This window comes from Pseudobacteroides cellulosolvens ATCC 35603 = DSM 2933 (assembly GCF_001262605.1).
GTDB lineage: Bacteria > Bacillota > Clostridia > Acetivibrionales > DSM-2933 > Pseudobacteroides > Pseudobacteroides cellulosolvens.
Genome location: NZ_LGTC01000001.1, coordinates 6,624,910 through 6,641,495 on the forward strand (window position 1 = coordinate 6,624,910; position 16,586 = coordinate 6,641,495).

General features: G+C 34.6%; 15 protein-coding genes and 1 tRNA gene. 9 read left to right on the forward strand and 7 right to left on the reverse strand.

Annotated elements, in window-relative coordinates; genetic code table 11:
• Window positions 1-192 precede the first annotated feature (192 nt).
• Window positions 193-1,332: a PGAP1-like alpha/beta domain-containing protein gene (locus Bccel_RS27405; RefSeq protein WP_050753941.1), complete on the reverse strand. Its 1,140-nt coding sequence runs from the start codon at window positions 1,330-1,332 to the stop codon at window positions 193-195.
• A gap of 242 nt (window positions 1,333-1,574) precedes the next feature.
• Between Bccel_RS27405 and Bccel_RS27410 the strand changes: the two genes are divergently transcribed.
• Together Bccel_RS27410 and Bccel_RS27415 are read left to right on the forward strand one after the other, a co-directional pair.
• Window positions 1,575-2,015, forward strand: a complete 441-nt coding sequence (locus tag Bccel_RS27410) for a CBS domain-containing protein (RefSeq protein WP_036940020.1) — start codon at window positions 1,575-1,577, stop codon at window positions 2,013-2,015.
• Window positions 2,016-2,682: 667 nt separating this feature from the next.
• Window positions 2,683-2,835 carry a small, acid-soluble spore protein, alpha/beta type gene (locus Bccel_RS27415; protein WP_036940021.1) on the forward strand — a complete coding sequence of 51 codons (153 nt, stop codon included), beginning with the start codon at window positions 2,683-2,685 and terminating at the stop codon, window positions 2,833-2,835.
• A 144-nt stretch (window positions 2,836-2,979) separates the two neighbouring features.
• On the opposite strand, the gene Bccel_RS27420 is transcribed toward Bccel_RS27415, so the two are convergent.
• Both Bccel_RS27420 and Bccel_RS27425 read right to left on the reverse strand, forming a co-directional pair.
• Window positions 2,980-5,163, reverse strand: coding sequence for a DNA gyrase/topoisomerase IV subunit A (locus Bccel_RS27420; RefSeq protein ID WP_036940022.1), 2,184 nt, complete (start codon window positions 5,161-5,163; stop codon window positions 2,980-2,982).
• A gap of 30 nt (window positions 5,164-5,193) precedes the next feature.
• Window positions 5,194-7,173 carry a DNA gyrase/topoisomerase IV subunit B gene (locus Bccel_RS27425; RefSeq protein WP_036940023.1) on the reverse strand — a complete coding sequence of 660 codons (1,980 nt, stop codon included), beginning with the start codon at window positions 7,171-7,173 and terminating at the stop codon, window positions 5,194-5,196.
• 245 nt (window positions 7,174-7,418) lie between these two features.
• Here Bccel_RS27425 and Bccel_RS27430 point away from each other — a divergent pair, with 245 nt between their 5' ends.
• From Bccel_RS27430 to Bccel_RS27440, 3 genes are all read left to right on the forward strand, one after another.
• Window positions 7,419-8,399 carry a hypothetical protein gene (locus Bccel_RS27430; protein WP_036940024.1) on the forward strand — a complete coding sequence of 327 codons (981 nt, stop codon included), beginning with the start codon at window positions 7,419-7,421 and terminating at the stop codon, window positions 8,397-8,399.
• A 74-nt stretch (window positions 8,400-8,473) separates the two neighbouring features.
• Window positions 8,474-9,061 (forward strand): hypothetical protein, encoded by a 588-nt coding sequence (locus Bccel_RS27435; RefSeq protein ID WP_036940027.1) that lies wholly within the window; start codon window positions 8,474-8,476, stop codon window positions 9,059-9,061.
• A 24-nt stretch (window positions 9,062-9,085) separates the two neighbouring features.
• Window positions 9,086-9,979: a DUF350 domain-containing protein gene (locus Bccel_RS27440; protein WP_036940028.1), complete on the forward strand. Its 894-nt coding sequence runs from the start codon at window positions 9,086-9,088 to the stop codon at window positions 9,977-9,979.
• Between the two features lie 178 nt (window positions 9,980-10,157).
• Here the strand turns inward: Bccel_RS27440 and Bccel_RS27445 are convergent.
• The 3 genes from Bccel_RS27445 to Bccel_RS27455 all read right to left on the reverse strand — a co-directional run bounded on the left by Bccel_RS27445 (window position 10,158) and on the right by Bccel_RS27455 (window position 11,024).
• Window positions 10,158-10,230, reverse strand: a tRNA-Met gene (locus Bccel_RS27445).
• Window positions 10,231-10,408: 178 nt separating this feature from the next.
• Complete coding sequence (locus tag Bccel_RS27450) at window positions 10,409-10,603, reverse strand: zinc-ribbon domain-containing protein (RefSeq protein WP_036940034.1); 195 nt, start codon at window positions 10,601-10,603, stop codon at window positions 10,409-10,411.
• 223 nt (window positions 10,604-10,826) lie between these two features.
• Window positions 10,827-11,024, reverse strand: a complete 198-nt coding sequence (locus Bccel_RS27455; RefSeq protein WP_036940035.1) for a cold-shock protein — start codon at window positions 11,022-11,024, stop codon at window positions 10,827-10,829.
• A gap of 161 nt (window positions 11,025-11,185) precedes the next feature.
• Here Bccel_RS27455 and Bccel_RS27460 point away from each other — a divergent pair, with 161 nt between their 5' ends.
• From Bccel_RS27460 to Bccel_RS27475, 4 genes are all read left to right on the forward strand, one after another.
• Entirely contained in the window at window positions 11,186-11,806 is a 621-nt protein-coding gene (locus tag Bccel_RS27460; protein WP_036940037.1) for a PilZ domain-containing protein, read from the forward strand.
• Between the two features lie 196 nt (window positions 11,807-12,002).
• Window positions 12,003-13,736, forward strand: coding sequence for a GTPase HflX (hflX, locus tag Bccel_RS27465; protein ID WP_036940039.1), 1,734 nt, complete (start codon window positions 12,003-12,005; stop codon window positions 13,734-13,736).
• Window positions 13,737-14,048: 312 nt separating this feature from the next.
• Window positions 14,049-14,474, forward strand: a complete 426-nt coding sequence (locus tag Bccel_RS27470; protein ID WP_036940041.1) for an NUDIX hydrolase — start codon at window positions 14,049-14,051, stop codon at window positions 14,472-14,474.
• 135 nt (window positions 14,475-14,609) lie between these two features.
• On the forward strand, window positions 14,610-15,263 hold the full coding sequence (locus Bccel_RS27475; RefSeq protein WP_036940043.1) for a YigZ family protein: 654 nt from the start codon (window positions 14,610-14,612) through the stop codon (window positions 15,261-15,263).
• A gap of 18 nt (window positions 15,264-15,281) precedes the next feature.
• On the opposite strand, the gene Bccel_RS27480 is transcribed toward Bccel_RS27475, so the two are convergent.
• Window positions 15,282-16,235: a sensor histidine kinase gene (locus tag Bccel_RS27480; RefSeq protein ID WP_242857056.1), complete on the reverse strand. Its 954-nt coding sequence runs from the start codon at window positions 16,233-16,235 to the stop codon at window positions 15,282-15,284.
• Window positions 16,236-16,586: the final 351 nt, after the last annotated feature.

Here is a 16,586-nt window from a genome sequence, read left to right on the forward strand (position 1 = left end):
TCAAATTGTACTAATCTTATACGAAAATACTACCTGTGGATAAGTATAAAAGTTATACACATTATTTTCACACATATTTTTATTTACATAATTCTAGAATGGTTAACGTCTTATAAATTAGGGGTTTCAGGGTTTTTATACTCAAATAAGTTATCCACAGATGTGTGGATAATATCCACATAGTTTAAGATATTATTTAGTTGGTTTACTTTCTGGAAGCGGTAGTTTTCCGTTTAACATTTCTTCAATTTTTTCAAAAACTTTATTGTTAAAGAGTATATTTTTGTGATTAGCGGCGTTTAGGATGCTTCCATCCAGCAATTTATCTATTGTGAGATTATTTTCGCCTACGTTAAAAACTTCGGTACCGATATTCCATTCATCAAGACTGGCACTTTCTGCTGTTACAACCTCATCATACTGTCCTAATATGCTTCCTGTATGAATGAATTTATTTAGTCCGTTATTCAGCATGGAAGGCATTATTTTGGACAATAGAGGATTATCCGGCATAAGGTCTTTTATACCCTGGTCGTTATAGAGGTTAGCTCCTAAAGAAGCCCAATAGGACCCTTTATGAGGGACAGAAACAAATATTATTTTGTTAATGTTGCCTTTGGCCATATAACCGGGACTGCAAGTGTAATATCTGGCTACAAGGCCACCCATGCTGTGAGTTATAATGTCAAATTTACTAACCTGTATCCCTTTATTTAAGTAGGCATACTGTTGGGTACTCAAATAATTATCTAATTCTTTAGCTCCATTTTTGACACCTAATTCTGATTTATATTCAGGCACCATGCAGTCAAATTTCTTTTTTAACAAGAAATCCTTCATTCCTTCAAATATGTCAGGTTGCTCCTGATAGCCATGCAGCATTACAACAGGCGGGCGCACAAGATTGACTGATGTTATGGAATTAACATTGGTATCATGAATGCGGGCTACTATACTTATTTTAGTCTCAACACTTTTAGATATATCCAATTGTTCCGGGGGCAGATACTTAATTATAGCATCACCCATAGAATCTGTCCTTGATTTGGATGGATATACGCTTCCTATACCAGGACTTACAGAAAAGCTTAACGGAATATCAGCACATGGACTTCCATTTATATCACGCACTTTAGCCACAAGTACCAGTTGATTCTCCTTATCGCACGAAAGTGAATTGACATTCATATTCACTTTGTAGATATTGATTACAAGATTATTGCCAAAAAATATTTTATACTTTAAATAATCAGAAATATTTTGAAGGCTTGTTAATAAAACAAATAGCAGCAAAATGCCTAATGCGAATAAAATTGGTCTTTGTTTTTTCATAAGCATCAACCTTTACTAAGGAATGACTAAAATATTACTACCGAAAGTAATAATTAAAGAAATTTTTTCTTTAACGTTACTTTATATAAATATTATATAAAGTTAATGTCGGTATATAAATGGCAATATAAGGCATACTGAAAAGTGATAAAACCATTATTTTCATAAATTATTTTTATCTAATGAAGGAAAAATAAATCGTAATCTAAATTTATAAATTAAGAAAGAGGAGATGATTTGGTTTGAAGGTAAAAGAAATTATGACAAAAAATATTGCATATTTAAACCCAATGAGCACAGTTGTTGAAGCTGCACAACTTATGCAGAAACACAATGTAGGTGCAATCCCGGTTTGTGATCAAAGCGGTGTTATAGGTCTAGTTACAGACAGGGATATAGTTGTAAGGAATATCGCACATGGTAAGAGCCCTAACGATACGCCTGTAAAGGACGTAATGACATCACAGGTTACTACTATTTCACCAGAAACTGATGTTGATGATGCGACAAAAATAATGTCACAAAATCAAGTAAGAAGGCTACCTGTTGTTGAAAACAACATGTTAGTTGGAATTCTTTCATTAGGTGATATGGCTGCAGACTCTCGGTTTGATACGGAAGCATCAAAGGCACTTGCTGAAATATCAATACCTGCAAAGCCAGAAAAAATGCCTAAAAAATAATTAAGGCTAATAATTATGAAAAAAACACAAAATAGAAAAAAATTCATGTAATAAAAAATTATATTGGGATAATAATAATATCAGAAGTGCTTGATAAAACTTATATGAATTAAGTTCTTAAGTACTTCGAAGTTAAACATTAGAACCCATTTATAATGGTTTATGTTTGACGAAATTACACTGATATTCAATAAATAAGGCATGCATGCTAGATATGTTGCGAAAAAAATTTTGGATTAGCAAATGTAGTTGAATCGGTTACGTTTGCATTATAAAAATGAATTTTTCGTAACATATGAAATAAGGAAAATGTATTGTGATAATTATAAGTATAAAATAATTATTGCAAAACAAAAAGCAACTACTGTTAAAAATAAGTTATAATATTAGTCTTACATTTGGCAGTGCAAAATGATTTTCTGATATTTTGTGATAGACAAATGTATAAGATTAATCATAACTTAGGTAATTAAGTATTTTAAATTGAATAACCTCTTACATTTGTCTCTCACATAATAATGTAAAATTTACATTATAACCACTGCCAAATGTAAGACTTAAAATAATTTAAATTTTATTAAGTGCTTTAACTAAAGTTGTTTGAATTAGGTGTAATATTTTAAAATTCGAGGAGGTATTAGCTGTGAGTAGACAAAGGCACAGTATCATGTCTGATAAGCTTAAGACAGAGATAGCAAAGGAACTTGGAGTCTACAACACGGTAGAAACTGAAGGTTGGGGATCGGTATCGTCAAGGAACTGCGGTAACATTGTCAGGAAAGCCATTGAGATAGCGGAACGTAACTTTGAAGGAAAATAACCTCATCAAAATAGAATGTTTTTTAAATCAGGTATGAATTAAATAGTCCTAGGTTTTAAATCATACAATTTAATTAATTATTCAAAAAATAGAATAGCTGGCTAAATGCCGGCTATTCTATTTTTGTATGATATTTTTATGATTTTAAAAATCCATTTTGATTTGATTGTCTTCCTTATCTTCATCTTTTAAATAGCAGCCAACAGCTGGTATATTCTTTGTCCTGTAGTAATCCAAGTTTGAAAAAGCAACCTCACTTATGTTGTTTATTTTTATAAGCTTACTTCCTTTTTTAGAAAGAAGCACCTGAACTCCCTGGGAGTCTCTAGTGGTTTTAGGATTTATTGAGGAGGTATTGAATATCAATACCTTGTCAATATTGCTGTATGCCACAAGATCTATATCCTCTGCAATATACATGATGCTTATAAGAGGTGATAGATCGGAATATGCATTTGCCAACTTTTTGCGGTTGGTCTTTGTTGCATAACTGTTTAAGTCAATTTTGGCTGCTTTTCCGTTTTCAAAGAAAAACATCATGTAACCTTTATAATCATCTGTAGCTGTCAGGTAAATAATCTTTTCATCAGCATCAAGTTGGAGAACATTAGTAAGATATTCTCCAAGGCTGCTTGCCTTACAGTCGTTAAGTTCATAGATTTTCATCTTATAGACAGTAAACTTGTTTGAGAAAAGAAGTAAATCCGATTTATTATGAGTTTCCAGCTCTTGTATTATAAAGTCATCATCCTTAAGCTTGTGATCGGGACTGGTACGCAAGGATGTAAGGGCAATTTTCTTCAAATAGTTATGGTCTGTTAGGAAAAGCTTAAGGTTATAATCCTCAATAAAATGCTCATGAGTTATTTCCTCAATATGTTGTTCGTGTATAATTTCAGTACGCCTGTCACGACCGTATTTTTTGCTGATTTCGGAAAGCTGTTTTATTATTATTTTGCGAACCTTTTTTTCATCATTGTAAATACCAGTCAGCTCTTCAATTTCCTTCTCAAGGTCTTCGATTTCGCTTACCCTGTTTAGGATGTATTCTTTATTCAGGTTTCTCAGCTTTATTTCCGCTATAAACTCAGCCTGAATATGGTCTATGGTAAACCCGCTCATAAGGTTGGGAATTACCTGGGCGTCCTGCTCTGTTTCTCTAATTATTCTGATAGCCTTATCAATGTCAAGAAGTATTTTTCTAAGGCCTAATAACAGGTGCAATTTATCTTTTTTCTTGCCTATATCAAAGAGGGTCTGTCGTTTAATACAATTTGTCCTGAAAGCTACCCACTCTTTGAGTATTTCACGGACGCCCATAACTCTAGGGCTGCCGTTTACAAGGAGGTTGAAATTACAACTGAAGGAATCTTGAAGCGGAGTAAGCTTGTACAGCTTATTCATCAATGCCTCAGGATCAGTGCTTCTCTTAAGATCCAATGTAATCTTAAGGCCGCTCAGGTCTGTCTCATCGCGGACATCTGTGACATCTTTTATTTTACCGTCCTTAACACAGTCTATGACTGAATCTATAATTGACTCGGAAGTTGTTGTGTAAGGTATTTCATAGACCTCTATACAATTATTTTCCTTGTCGTACTTGTATTTGGAGCGTATCTTGAAGCTGCCTCTTCCTGTGTTGTATATGTCATTTATGTCCTTTTCAACATAAATGAGTTGGCCTCCGGTCGAAAGATCAGGGGCTTTAAGATACTGCATTATATCAGTATTCTCATCGTTTATTAACTGGATGGTGGTCTCACAAACTTCTCTCAGATTGAAGCTGCATATATTGCTTGCCATACCGACTGCTATTCCCTGGTTTGCATTTACAAGCAAGTTGGGATAGGTGGTAGGAAGCAAAGTTGGTTCTTTCATTGTACCGTCATAGTTATCTATAAAGTCCACAGGATTTTTTTCCAGGTCCCTAAAAAGCTCTTCACAAATCTTATCAAGCTTAACTTCTGTATAACGAGGGGCAGCAAACCGCATATCCCGTGAATATTGCTTTCCGAAGTTTCCCTTTGAATCTATATAGGGAAGAAGCAAAGCATCATTTCCCCTGGTGAGTCGCACAAGGGTCTCGTAAATTGCCATATCACCATGAGGGTTAAGCTTCATGGTCTGGCCTACAACGTTGGCAGACTTTGTCCTGTTCCCGGTAAGAAGGCCCATTTTGTACATTGTATAAAGAAGCTTTCTGTGGGAAGGCTTAAAGCCGTCTATCTCAGGTATTGCCCTTGAAACTATAACACTCATCGCATAGGGCATATAATTTTTTTCAAGAGTTTCAACTATCTTTTGTTCAACTTTATTATTGTGTGACATTACGTTTTTCTCCTTAACTGTTAAAAACAATTAACTTACATCGATCATTTCAAGGTATTTGTAACCATGCTCTTCAATAAAGCTCTTTCTTCCCGGAAGATTGTCGCCGAGGAGGAGGTCGAAATACTCCGCAGTTTTCTGGTAATCATCAGGTACAACCTGTATAAGCCTGCGGCTTTCAGGATTCATAGTAGTCTGCCACATCATTTCAGGCTGATTCTCTCCCAGACCCTTTGACCGCTGAATTGAATATTTCCCACCCATTTTAGCTGTAATGTCGACCTTTTCCTTGTCCGAGTATGCAAAATATGATTTGTTTTTATATACTATTTCATATAGCGGTGACTCAGCTATAAAAACTTTTCCCTGTTGTATGAGGGTAGGAACGAGACGATACAGCATTGCAAGTATCAGAGTTCGTATCTGGAAACCGTCCACATCGGCATCGGTGCATATTATTATCTTATTCCAGCGAAGGTTGTTTAAATCAAAGGTGTTAAGGTCCTTGTTATGTTTTGAATTAATTTCTACCCCACATCCTAATACCTTCAAAAGGTCAACAATAATATCACTTTTAAATATACTGTCATACTCTGCTTTTAGGCAATTTAATATTTTTCCTCTTACCGGCATAATAGCCTGAAATTCCGCATCTCTTCCAAGTTTGCAGGAGCCTAAAGCAGAATCACCCTCAACAATATAAAGCTCTCGTCTTGACAGGTCTTTAGTTCTGCAATCTACAAACTTTTTCACACGATTCGAAATATCAATTGAACCGTTCAGTTTCTTTTTTATATTAATCCTTGTTTTTTCTGCTGTTTCTCTACTTCGTTTATTTACAAGAACTTGTTCAAGAATTTTTTCACTTTCCATTTTATTCTCAATGAAATAAATTTCCAACTGCTGCTTTAAGAAATCTGTCATAGCTTCTTGAATAAACCTATTGGTTATAGATTTCTTGGTTTGGTTTTCATAGCTGGTAATTGTGGAAAATGAATTTGTCACAAGTATAAGGCTGTCCTGAATATCTGCAAATGTAATCTTTGCCTCGTCCTTGTTATACTTGTTTCTTGCTTTCATGCATTTGTCAATTTCATATACAAGGGCCGCTTTCACTGCTTTATCGGGGGCACCTCCGTATTCGAGGAAACTGGAATTGTGGTAGTATTCCAGCATGTTAATCTCGTTGTTGAAACAGAAGGCTATCTGCATTTTAACCTTATACTCAGGTTTATCTTCCCTGTCACGTCCTTTTGTAGAGGTTTCATAGAACTGTACGTCTGTAAAGCCTTTTTCTCCGCAGATCTCTTTTATATAATCAACAATACCGTTTTCGTAACAGTATTCATAATTTTGTCCTGATTCTTCATCAAATAGCTTAAATAAAATACCTGAGTTAACTACTGCCTGTTTCTTCAAAACTGTTTTAAAATACTCCAGCGGAATATTTATATCTGTGAATACCTGTAGGTCAGGTTTCCATTTTATGCAGGTACCTGTGCTTTCGTAATTGAATTTTTCTTTCTTGAGACCGCCAATATTTTCGCCTTTTTCAAAATGAAGGTCATGTTTAAATCCATCTCTGAAAACTATGACATCCATATACTCGGAGCTATACTGGGTTGCACAGCTTCCAAGGCCGTTAAGCCCTAAACTGAACTCATAATTCTCTCCTGAATTATTTTTATACTTACCTCCTGCATAGAGTTCGCAGAAAACAAGCTCCCAGTTGTATCTTTCTTCTTTTGGGTTATAGTCCAGCGGAATTCCTCTGCCATAATCCTTAACCATTATGGAGTTATCAGCAAACCTTGTTACCTCAATAACATTACCGTATCCTTCCTTTGCTTCGTCGATTGAGTTGGAAAGAATTTCGAATACGGAATGCTGGCAGCCTTCCAAACCGTCAGAACCGAATATAACGCCTGGCCGCTGCCTTACCCTGTCAGCTCCTTTTAACGATGATATACTTTCATTACCATACTTGTCAGCTTTGGTGTTCTTTGTCATTAATAACCATCCTTTGCCATTTTGCTACACTATATGATTTTATTGAATTATCCGTATTTTTGCAATACCCTTAGGCATTGAAATTATTTCATTATAACAATTATTGCACGAACAGGTGTTCGTGTCAAGCTTTGTTGCAGATGATAATGTCAAGGTTATAAAAGCACTTTGTGATTTCTCTCTTTAATGTTATAATAGGATTTGTTAAATTAATTAGGAATAAATAATTTCCCAGGGGTGAAAAAATGCGAAAAAGAATACTAGCACTATTATTTGTTTTAGTTTTTCTATTTACACAAGTTAGTGATGTGTATGCAAGAAGGGGCTATTCAGGCAGTAGGAGTTCTCGAAGCTCAGGCTTTTCAAGCTCGAAAAGCTACTCAGGGTCATCAAGCAAAAGCACAAAAAGTTCATCAAGCAAGAGCACAAAGAGTTCTTCAGGATATTCAGGATCGTCAAGTTCCAAGAAGAGTACAACAGGAAGCTCAAGCAGTTCTGGCAGTTCAAGTGGATCAAGCAGTTCAAGTAGTTCCGGCAGTTCATCAAGTTCTGTGGGAAGTACTTCCAAGAGCAGTAAGCTCAACACATCAAAGAAAACATACATGGAGGATACTTATAAAAAACAGGCATCAACAAAGAAGTACAATGCAAGTTTAAGTTCAGACCAGAAAAAGGTGTATGATTCTTCAATGAAGAGAAAATATAATGTAAATAACAGGATGGACTTTGAAGATGCTATAAGGACACGTCCACAGAGAATAAACTATTATAGTTCAAGAACTGTCATAGTAAACTATAATACAGGGTACTTCAGGAGCCCTTTTTCTTATGGATATGCTTCAGTAGGGCCTTGGGATCTGTGGTTCTTAATGAGAGCATCGGAAATGTTCTGGTATCATCATTGGATGGATATTCAGCCATACAGGAATTACTTTGACGCTGCACATTTTGCTCAGATGGAAGCCAGGGTAAGGGCTTTGGAAGCAAGGAGCATAGCGAGGGATGATAATTACTTAGATCCTGATGTAGACCCGGATCTCCAGTTTTCTGATGATTACCAGCAAAGGAATATCGACACCATTTATTATTCCAACAGATATCCTTCGAGGGCAGGTAACCCTATAGTAACAATAATAGTAATTTTAATAATTATAATAATTTTAATAATAATCATTAAGAAAGTTTCAAGACCCAAAAAGCCAAGAGGTCAAAGCAGAATATATTAAGTAATGACTAAAATATTACTATATTTGAATTATTGTTAATTTATAATGTTACTGCAAAAAGAAGGAGGTAAAAAATGTTCGGATTTAACAGAAGCTCGGTAATAACAAAAGTTTATAACCCACTACAGATAACACCCAATTCAATGGTGGAGTTTAATGTGGGAGAACTAAAAAATAAAGGCATTTTTAAGTTCATGAAGGTTATTGAAATGAAAGTAGGAGAAAGATCCTATTCAAGATATGTTATATATTCAAAATCAGAAAATGCGGAATATGTACTGGAGGTTTTCAAGGATAACAATGATGCTTTGGAGACTTATTTGTACAATATGGTAGATACCATACCATTTGACGAGGATTTTCTATATAATGTCGCAGGGCAAAAATATCTCACATCTCCCGATGGAGAAGAGTACGAGAGATGCTATATGCCTGAGGAGGATGACCGAATTGATGGAATATCAGGTCGGGTCAGGGTTTATGACGTTCAATCTGAAGAAATAGAACATGAAATAGGTGTGAAAATTTGGGATTACAGCAGGTCTATCGATGACAGAGAAGAGTTCCTCAATGTTGAAATGCTTGAGGACACGGGAATGTTTAGAATATTTGTCGGAGAAATGATAGAAGACATATTCTATAAGGTTTATCAGGGAGAATAATATTATTCATAAGGAGGGGCAGTGATGGATTTAGCAGGCTACTTAAAATTTTTAGGCAATAATTTTTTGTTTAACATACCAATAATTTTAATTGGATTTATCTTGGGTTGGTTTATGTACTCCAAGATAATTCTGCGTAAGATAAATTTGAAGGATGCTTTATTTGAAAAGGATAACCTTGCAGCTTGGATTGAATTCTTAGGTGCATTTATATTTCCTACGCTGTATCTTGCCGCAAAGGCAATTGAAGGGCCAGCACATGAGGATATATTTATGGATCTTTTGATTTGTATAGGATATGAAGTAGGATTTATAGTAATATTTACTATTTTACGTTTGTTCTCAAACTTAGCTATTAAGGAAATCAGTCCACCCGATGTTGAGGGAAAAATAAGTCTTAACAATGAGATTTATAATCAGAAAAACGTAGCTGCATCAATATTTTCGGCAACACTGTCAATTATATCGGTGAGTATGATAATGTTCTTGGATTTTATGCCGGAGGAATTATTTGCATCTCTTTTTAAGATATTGACCGTTGTAGTTTATTCATTAGTTGCGTTAATGGTTTACAGCATTGTTTTAAGATCAAAAACCACTCTTTTTAAGGAAATCTTTGTAGACAACAATCCTGCAGCGGGGATAGCCTTAGGAGGGTTCATTTTAGCGGTAGAAACTATTTTGACCCATACCATAGAGTATCAGTTGGAATTTGACTTAATAGATCTTTTAGTGGTATCGGGCATCGGACTGGTTGTTCTGCTGGTGATGGCATATTTGATGAAGTGGTTATTTGCAGCAATATTGAAAGTGAATATATGGAATGAGGTTTATGAACAGAATAATGTTGGGGCTGCCATAGGCCAGGTTGTTCTTTACGTTTCCATTGCCAATATAATTGTTCATTTTTTGAAGTAACATTTGTAAAATGTCTAAAGCCTCTTGTTCAAATGAACAAGGGGTTTTTGTTTGTGTGCTATGAAATAGATAAAACTGTTGAGAGATTAAGCATTCTGAGTTATTGCAATTCCTGATGTTTATAATTAATAGAAATATAAAAGCCGCTTGAAGTTTATATCAAGCGACTATTATTTAGTTGCGGGAGCTGGACTTGAACCAACGGCCTTCGGGTTATGAGCCCGACGAGCTACCGACTGCTCCATCCCGCGATATATAAGGTACTATAGTAAGATAACATACTTTTCTGTAAATGTAAATGTTAAATTTAGGATAATAACACATGTTCAATATAAGTATATGCATTATTATATTATATTATGCATTGTTGGTTTATGATTTATAATAATGTATATGCATCAAAAAAGGAGAGCTAAGCTCTCCCTTTAATTACCACCTATTACCGCCACCGAAGCTTCTTCCGCCGCCTCTGTTATTATTTCTCTGCTGCTTTCTTGCTTTTCTGCAGTCAGGACATCTTTGTGGTTCGTTTTCGAATCCTTTTTCCTTGTAGAAAGCCTGTTCGCTTTCATTAAAAATAAATTCTGAGTTGCAATCTTTGCAAGTTATAACTTTATCCGCCATATCTATATACCTCCTTTAATTTATTTGGATCTAAATATTCCTGATTTTTCACTCCAATAGATTAAAGAAGTTATGGTCAGAAAATTAATCCGTTAATATATAGAGACTAACTTCATAAGTATATCACAAATTTTCGTATTAAGCAATATTCACAAATATAAAAATTTATATAAATCATAAATGATAATATACTTTTCACTTGCATTCGAAAGTGGCAGCCTGGTCAGGATACCCTTACATTTGTTGCCTGCAGCCCACGCTGGCCTTTTTCCAAATCAAACTGGACCTTTTGGCCTTCAACAAGTGACTTGTAGCCTTCTCCTTTAATGGCAGAGAAATGCACAAACACATCATCTCCATCTTCTCTTTCAATAAAACCAAAACCTTTTTCTGAACTAAACCATTTTACTGTACCAGTCATTTAAGTACTGTACCTCCTCAAAGCCTTATAATTTAAGCATATAAAATATTATGCTTCTTAGTATATTATGTTAAAATATCACTTTAGTTATTCAATTGTTAAAAAATTTGAATTTACTACCGATAAACATAGTGATTTGATCTTTTTAAGGGAGGAAAATTATGTTTATAAAACCTGGTGAGATTATTTCAATAAGCCATCATTCAATAAATATTTTAAGGAGTGAGGTGGTTGATGTACAGGATCATGAAAGTGGAGGTCAGGTTTTAGCAATTCACATTATGAAGGAATTTGCTGATTGTATGTTGTTTGAAGGTGACACGGTAGCCATTGCATTCAGGAGCGGTGATAATATTTACACTACGAGCTGCCATATTATTAATATAGATATAGATAAGAATGTTATGCAGCTTGTGGTTGAGAATGAGGAATATGTTATTAACCACAGGGCTTTTGAAAGATTTCCGGTTTCATTATATTCAAGTGTGGTGCTAAGAAACAGCAAGTCTGAATTTGCTGCAGTTGTAAAAAATATAAGTTTCAGTGGACTTCTTATTTGCTCTAAGATGGAAATAGAATCCAAGCAGAATATTGATTTAAAGTTATATCTGAGCAATATACCAGTCAATCTGACAGCTGAAGTAGTTTGGTCCATGAAAAATGAGTATACCTTTGATTATGGACTTAGGATAATTCATATGGAGTATTCACATCAAAATGTATTAAGAAAGTACTTGGAAAATCTTAAGGTTAACCAGGAAGTCATAATTCAAGGAGGCTAAAAAGCATTTTTGATGGAAATGACAATAAAATATAAGTAGAAGGCCTTGCTGCCTGGAAATAGTCTGCTATAATATAAGTAATAATGTTTTTGGTGGACATCATTAAGCAATTTAGGGGTGAATTTTTATTAATATAATTGGAAATCTTGAATCAATAAGGGACTCGGTTATTACAGAAATTGAAGGAATTTTTGATATGGCTTTTGAAGCTGGGGATTTAATGCCTCAGGAACTTGTTCAAAAGCTTGCATTTTTTACCCATAAAATAAACCGTGAAATTGCAGTTTACCTTGATAGGAAAGGGACTGTTACAGATATAAGCATAGGTGATAGCTCAACGGTGTCATTGCCTGAGCTTGAGGGACGTAAAAGTAAAATGCGGCTGTCAGGCATAAGGTGTATTCATACTCATCCAAATGGTACGGGGCAGTTATCTTCTGTAGACATTAGTTCACTTATAAACCTCAGGCTTGATGCAATGATAGCCTTGGGTGTAAAGGATGGAGAGCTTACGGAAGCTTATGTTTCAATACCTTCAAGAGCTGAATCCGGAGAATTTGATTCGGCTGACTTATTCGGGCCCTATCAACCTGGTGACCCTGAGTTGGGAAATATATTCGGACTCATAATTGAACGTGATAAGAACAATAAAGCAGCCTTTTATGATAATGATGTTGAAGAAGAAAGAGCCATTCTTGTAGGTTTGGAGACATTGTCAGGCAGGATGATCGGTGGAAAAAGTGAGGCTGAAAGATCCCTTGACGAGTTAGAAGAGCTCGCAAACACATCTGGTGCTGTTGTTATAGAAAAAATACTTCAAAAAAAACCAGTCAAAGATCCGGCTTTTTATATTGGGAGGGGTAAGGCTGAAGAGATAGGTTTATTGTGCCAGGCCGCAGGAGCGGATACATTAATCTTTGATGTGGAGCTTTCAGGGGCACAGGTTAGAAACATTGAGGATGTCACAGGTGCAAAGGTTGTTGACAGGACTACCCTTATACTCGATATATTTGCTCAAAGGGCACGTTCCAAGGAAGGAAAACTTCAGGTAGAATTGGCTCAGCTTAAGTACAGGCTTCCGAGGTTAACCGGCATGGGGGGGCAGCTGTCCAGGCTTGGTGGTGGAATAGGTACCAGAGGACCTGGTGAAAAGAAGTTGGAAGTTGACAAGCGTCATATTAGAAGGAGAATTAACTTTCTTGAATCTGAATTGGATCAGGTAAGTATAAGAAGAAACCGTACCAGGGAAGCAAGAAAGAAGAATACAGTTCCTTCAATAGCACTGGTGGGGTATACCAATGCAGGAAAGTCCACATTGATGAATAAGCTATGCAATTGCGATGTATTTGCTGAAAATAAACTTTTTGCAACACTGGATCCTACAGCAAGAAAGCTTCAGCTTGCTGATGGTAAAACTGCACTTCTCGTTGATACTGTTGGTTTTATCAGAAAGTTACCACATGAGTTGGTAGATGCATTTAAGTCAACACTGGAGGAAGTTGTATATTCAGATATTCTACTCCATGTGGTGGATGTTTCCAATGAAGAAGCTGAAGAGCAAATTGCTGTAGTCATGGATATACTTGAAAGTTTGGAAGCTTTACAGAAGTCAATGATTCTGGTTTTAAACAAGATTGATATGGTAAATGGTAAACATAATATACGTATACCAGACAAAGATTGCAAAATTTTTGAAGTTTCGGCTGTTACCGGACAGGGGATTCCTCAGCTTATTTCAGGGATTTCAGAATTGCTTTCTGAAAACGAAATAAATATTGAATTTACTATTCCATACAATCAAGGTTGGATTTTACCTTATATGTATGAAAACGGAAAGGTAATGGAAACAGATTATAAAGAAGACGGCATAAGGGTTAAGGCAGTTATAAGAGATACAAAAATCGAAAAAATCAAGGAGTTTTTAAATTAAAAGTGTCAATAGGCACTTTTAATTTTTATATAAAAAATAATTTTTTTATCAATTTAAACTTTTCATTGAATTAATGACTAATAAATAGTAATATAATATATAAGAAGTAAAATTTTCTATTTAAACTATATATTTTACAGTAGTCATTTAATTCTTTATTATAGAATGCAAAATATGTAAATGTACTTATAAAAATCAATAACTTGCATTTAATACACTGAAGCTAATACTCCAATAAAATTAATTTTTAGGTGCTTTACGGGCTTGCACCTTAAAATATGTATCATAATATAATTGAAAGGGGTCTTATATATGCTTGTAAGGAATTGTGCGGGTGGGGTGATTTTTCATAACAACAAGGTTTTTCTTTTAAAAAATGAAAAGGATGAATGGGTACTGCCGAAAGGTATTATTCGCAAAGGTGATTTTTCGAGTGAAGTGGCTGTAAGAAGAGTATACGAAGAGACCGGAATAAATGCTGAAATAGTAACAACTGCTGGATGTACAAATTACGAATTCTTTTCTGTAACACGTCAAAGACCTGTCTGCAACAAAATAACCTGGTACATAATGAGATCCCAAAATGAAGATTATAAAGTTAATACTGAAGAACAATTTACTGATGGCGGCTATTTCGAAGTTGAGGATGCTATTAGACGTATTACATATAGTCAGGATAAATCCCTCGTTAGTCTCTCTTTTAAAAAGATTAAGGAGATTGAATGTATTACGGTTTAAGTACCTAAGCAAAAAAATTCTTTAATGAATAAAATAATAGTGCTAATATAAAAGGTAGCGATTAAAAAATATTGCTGCCTTTATTTTTTAGTAAGTTATATTCCAATATTATGTTAGGAATGAGTGTTAACACAGGTGATTAAAGAATATAAAACAGTTTTAAATGAAGCAGTTGCACAAACAGAAGAAAAAAAATCAAGATTTATTGCATCGGTAAAGCATGTAAAATGTGAGGAAGAAGCATTGGAATTTGTAAGCAGGCTTAAGACACAGTACTGGGATGCTACTCACAATGTGTATGCCTATCATATTGTTGGTGATAGTGTGATCCAGAGATTCAGCGATGATGGTGAACCATCCGGTACAGCAGGAATCCCTGTTCTTGAGGTTATTAAGAAAACAGGTATACAGGATGTTGTAGTTGTTGTTACACGATACTTTGGCGGTACGCTGCTTGGTGCGGCAGGATTGATTAGGGCATACGGCAAGTGCGCGGCAGCAGGAATTGAAGCTGCAAATATAGTAAAAAGACTGCTGTGTCAAGAAATAATTGTTATAGTTGAGTATACGATTTTTGGAAAAGTGCAAAACAAGCTAGAAGTTGATGAATATATAATAAAAGAAATCAATTATGAGCAGGATGTTCAATTGACAGTATATATACCGGTTGAATCAACTGAGGTGTTTATAAAAAATTTGACTGAACTAACAAATGCAACAGCTATTATAGAGGCAAAAGGAGAGGTCTATATAACAGTGGATCAAAACGGTAAGATTATAAACACATAAATTGCAAATTACTAAAAACTAAAAATAAATATCGGAAAATTCGATGTTGATAGCTTCAATTATCTTGTGACTGCTGTTTTCTTTAACAGGAGCGGGTTCTTGTGATTCAGAATTTAATATTATGGGTAATTCAATTATGAATTCACTTCCCTCACCCTCGTCGCTAACTAATTTAATGCTTCCGTTGTGCAGGGTTATGAAGAATTTTACAAGAGAGAGGCCTATTCCGCTTCCCTCATTTTCTCGTGTAAGACAGCTGTTTGTTTGCTTAAAACGCTCAAAAATTTCTGAATGAAGCTTTTTAGGTATACCTGGACCGGTATCTTTTACGGAGATAAGAACACTATTTTCAATTCTTTTGATGTTGACATAAATTTTTCCTCCAGCTGGCGTGAATTTTATGGCGTTTGATAATAGATTCAATACTATTCTTTCGATTTTATCAATATCGACAGACATAAAGATTTCCTCTTCTTCGGTATCGAATTCCATGATCAAATCCTTTTGTTTTGAATAAGGTGCAATTGATTGCACAATTTCTTCTATAAGATAAACAATATTGCAATTTACGGTGTTAAGCTTTATAAACCCGGAATCCATTCTTGTTATGTCCAATATGTTGTTTATAAGCCTCAGGAGTCTATAGCAGTTATGTTTGATGGTTTTATGGTATTTTGAAGATTTCCTTTTATCGTTTATATAGGGTGGGCACTTTGCCTCTATCAGTTGTATAGCTCCGAGAATAATGCTTATAGGTGTTTTAAGCTCATGAGATACGTTGGAAAAGAATTCAGTTTTTCTTTTATCATTTTCGAGTAGTTGCTTATTGAGGGTGGTTAATTCTTCTAAAAGCTTTTGCTGTATGGGGTCATAGCCTTTATAAGCGACTTTATCTAAATCTGTAGTGTTGATTTTATTTGTAGAATTTTGTTTAAAGTGCATTACAAACAGAGAAGCTATCAAAATTACCATAATGACGAGCTGAATAAATATATAATAATTCGATGTATGCATTGGGTTACTGTATAGGAAATAGAACAAAGCAAAAAAAACAATGGGAACAGAAATTATAATCAATAATTTCATTATAATTTTATATGCATGATTTGTTAAGTTTATATGATTAAATCTTTTAAGCATGTAATATACTCCTTTGATAACAAAAAATAACATATATATAATACATAATCAAACAAAAAAAGTAAATATATTTCTGGAAATAATATTTTAAGCTAAAAAACGGCTTTATTAATTTATGATTTTAAATTATAATTTATAACATGTAATTATGGTTTTAAATTATTTATTTGTTATTACGGGAGG

What these genes read in the sequence shown, in the direction of transcription:
- Bccel_RS27480 (WP_242857056.1), bottom strand. Translation starts at nt 16,235, where the DNA reads ATGGTAATTTTGATAGCTTCTCTGTTTGTAATGCACTTTAAACAAAAT.
- Bccel_RS27415 (WP_036940021.1), top strand. Translation starts at nt 2,683, where the DNA reads ATGTCTGATAAGCTTAAGACAGAGATAGCAAAGGAACTTGGAGTCTAC.
- Bccel_RS27405 (WP_050753941.1), bottom strand. Translation starts at nt 1,332, where the DNA reads ATGAAAAAACAAAGACCAATTTTATTCGCATTAGGCATTTTGCTGCTA.
- Bccel_RS27470 (WP_036940041.1), top strand. Translation starts at nt 14,049, where the DNA reads ATGCTTGTAAGGAATTGTGCGGGTGGGGTGATTTTTCATAACAACAAG.
- Bccel_RS27430 (WP_036940024.1), top strand. Translation starts at nt 7,419, where the DNA reads ATGCGAAAAAGAATACTAGCACTATTATTTGTTTTAGTTTTTCTATTT.
- Bccel_RS27420 (WP_036940022.1), bottom strand. Translation starts at nt 5,163, where the DNA reads ATGTCACACAATAATAAAGTTGAACAAAAGATAGTTGAAACTCTTGAA.
- Bccel_RS27455 (WP_036940035.1), bottom strand. Translation starts at nt 11,024, where the DNA reads ATGACTGGTACAGTAAAATGGTTTAGTTCAGAAAAAGGTTTTGGTTTT.
- Bccel_RS27450 (WP_036940034.1), bottom strand. Translation starts at nt 10,603, where the DNA reads ATGGCGGATAAAGTTATAACTTGCAAAGATTGCAACTCAGAATTTATT.
- Bccel_RS27425 (WP_036940023.1), bottom strand. Translation starts at nt 7,173, where the DNA reads ATGACAAAGAACACCAAAGCTGACAAGTATGGTAATGAAAGTATATCA.
- Bccel_RS27460 (WP_036940037.1), top strand. Translation starts at nt 11,186, where the DNA reads ATGTTTATAAAACCTGGTGAGATTATTTCAATAAGCCATCATTCAATA.
- Bccel_RS27435 (WP_036940027.1), top strand. Translation starts at nt 8,474, where the DNA reads ATGTTCGGATTTAACAGAAGCTCGGTAATAACAAAAGTTTATAACCCA.
- Bccel_RS27440 (WP_036940028.1), top strand. Translation starts at nt 9,086, where the DNA reads ATGGATTTAGCAGGCTACTTAAAATTTTTAGGCAATAATTTTTTGTTT.
- hflX (WP_036940039.1), top strand. Translation starts at nt 12,003, where the DNA reads ATGGCTTTTGAAGCTGGGGATTTAATGCCTCAGGAACTTGTTCAAAAG.